This is a genomic window from Oleiphilus sp. HI0117 (assembly GCF_001635235.1).
Window position 1 is genome coordinate 1 of sequence record NZ_LWGA01000788.1, and the last position, 2,814, is coordinate 2,814.

General features: G+C 46.8%; 2 protein-coding genes and 1 pseudogene. All 3 read right to left on the reverse strand.

Annotated features, from left to right (window positions below; all coding sequences use genetic code 11):
• Nucleotides 1–191, reverse strand: a pseudogene (locus tag A3757_RS12845) (transcriptional repressor NrdR); the annotation flags it as partial.
• Nucleotides 192–315: 124 nt separating this feature from the next.
• Entirely contained in the window at nucleotides 316–1,581 is a 1,266-nt protein-coding gene (gene glyA / locus A3757_RS12850) for a serine hydroxymethyltransferase (protein WP_068567846.1), read from the reverse strand.
• A gap of 150 nt (nucleotides 1,582–1,731) precedes the next feature.
• On the reverse strand, nucleotides 1,732–2,814 hold a 1,083-nt coding region (locus tag A3757_RS12855; RefSeq protein WP_156506311.1), incomplete at its 5' end, for an MFS transporter.

Below are 2,814 nucleotides of genomic sequence, written 5' to 3' on the forward strand. Positions count from 1 at the left end.
TCCTCATCAAAAGGTTGACGAGTGCCATCCTGCTTAACCACTCTCGGCATCACCAGCTCAGCAGTTTCAAAGGTAGTAAAGCGTTCTTTACAAGACAGGCATTCACGGCGACGGCGAACCTGGCCGCCATCGGCAACCAGTCGAGAGTCGATAACTTTTGTATCCGTCGCACTACAGAAAGGACAATGCATCAAAAAACCTTTTGATTCAGAAGAAAGGCCAATTCAGAGCAGCAAGCCAACTAAACCACTAACAGCTGGCAGGCCAAAGGTGCAGAAATGAGGAAACGCCTCATCACCGCACCGGGTTAACTATTTATGCGTATACTGGGAAGCGAGCACAAAGGTCGATAACGTCCTTCTTAACACTTTCAATAGCATTCGTATCTTCAGCATCTTTAACCAAAGCGTCAATTACGTCACACATCCAGCCCGCTAGTTGCTGACACTCGGCAGCCTTAAAGCCACGACGGGTTACCGCTGGCGTACCGATACGCAAGCCACTGGTCACAAAAGGTGAGCGTGGGTCGTTAGGTACTGCATTTTTATTCACTGTAATATTCGCTTTGCCTAGTGCAGCGTCAGCATCTTTACCCGTGATATCTTTGCTGATCAAATCTAGCAGGAACAAGTGATCGTCAGTGCCATTTGATACCACATCAAAGCCACGCTCCTGGAAAACTGCAACCATCGCCTTGGCATTCTCAACAACTTGAGACTGGTAAGACTTGTACTCATCTGACATAGCTTCTTTAAAGCACACCGCTTTAGCAGCTATTACATGCATCAAAGGGCCGCCCTGGCTTTCAGGGAATACAGCAAAGTTTAATTTCTTCTCTAGCGCTTCATTTGCCTTCGCCAGAATGATACCGCCACGGGGACCACCCAAGGTTTTGTGAGTAGTAGACGTTACTACATCAGCGATGCCAACTGGGCTAGGATAAACACCCGCCGCAACCAAACCGGCAATATGCGCCATGTCTACGAATAAGAATGCACCGACTTCATCAGCAATATCACGAAAACGCTGCCAATCAACAATACGAGAGTAGGCAGAAAAACCTGCAACAATCATCTTTGGCTTATGTTCACGAGCAAGCGCTTCAACCTGATCGTAGTCGATTTCACCCGTTTGCTCATTCAAACCGTACTGCACGGCGTTATAGATACGACCGGAAAAGCTTACTGACGCACCATGCGTCAAGTGACCGCCGTGAGCCAAGCTCATTCCCAATACCGTATCGCCGGGAGAGCAAAGCGCCATATAAACAGCAGCATTGGCTTGCGAACCTGAATGAGGTTGAACGTTTGCGTAGTCAGCACCAAACAACTCTTTAGCACGATCAATCGCTAGCTGCTCAACCACGTCAACATGCTCACAACCACCGTAGTAACGCTTACCCGGATAGCCTTCAGCATACTTATTCGTTAATGCAGAACCTTGAGCCTCCATCACGCGAGGGCTGGTGTAGTTTTCTGATGCAATCAGTTCAATGTGTTCTTCTTGACGCGTTGCTTCAGCAGTAATTGCATTTGCTATTTCATCATCAAAGCCAGCTATAGTCATATCACGAGTAAACATTCATCGCCTCTATCATTCAGGAAAAAATAAGCCTCAAAACGGTCATTCCCTAGTCATTCTTCAACTCTTGTAATGAGCCATATAGAGTGAACAGAATTTGATCGTTCAAAAAAGCGCCATTTTATACGATTATTGTGTGAACTTCATCAATCATTTTTGTCGAAAATAATGTAACACAAACACTAAGCTGACTAAGCCAACAGCGCCCGCAACAACAAAGGTAGAAAAATACCCCAACATGCCAGCCAAGAGACCTCCCAGAGCCGCCGCCAAACCAGAGACCAAGACTTGAATACTGGCCTGAACGGTAAAGTCTGCACCTTCATGTCCGGAACGACATTGCGCCATCATCAGCGAGAAAAGGGCTACTGTAGACATGCCGTCGACTGCTTGCTCGAATATACTTAGACCATAGACCCCAAGAATCCCAACCCAGTGCAGGTCCACTAGCGTATAGAGAGCAATTCCCACAGCCTGGGCCAAGCCAGCAATAAGCATCATATTCTTTGCCCCCAGACGAAGGTATAAATACCCGCCTAAAGCAGCCCCCAGCAAACCCGCAATAGAAGACCATAAAGTGATCGTTGCCAAGTCCCCTAGCGAGAAGCCACTATCGATCAGCAAGGGCTTGATCATTACCGAGCCTAAGGAGTCTGCCAGTTTATAGGTGATTAGCACCAATACCCAAGCAAGCATATTTGAACGCTTAAAAAAGCCCTTATAGACAGTTAGAGGCAATGCCCTAGCCATGCCTTTATCAGCAACACCTGCATCAAAGTTATTGGTCACCTTTGGGTAAACAGGGATAGCTCCAGTGAAGATTGGCAACATTAGTAGAACTAACAACAAGGCCATAAGCTGCATACTCAGACTCCAACCAAAGTGGTCTATCCCTAGTAACAAGCCGCTACCACTTAAAATCATTCCCAACTTAAAACCTGTTACCTGGACACTGTTTCCGATTCCCCTGAAACGCTCTGCTAGAACTTTCACAGCCAAACCGTCGGTTGCAATATCCTGAGTCGCGGCCGAGGTATTCACCAGTAGAATTCCGATGAGAAAAATAACAATCAAGGGGCCAAACAAGCTTTCATAGTTAGACATAGAAGCTAATAAGAGCAATCCGACAAGCAATAACTGCATCGCTACTATCCAGGTTCGATGCACGCCTATACGAGCCCAACCGATACGATCAACATAGGGAGCCCAAATAAACTTTAAAGCCCATGGCAA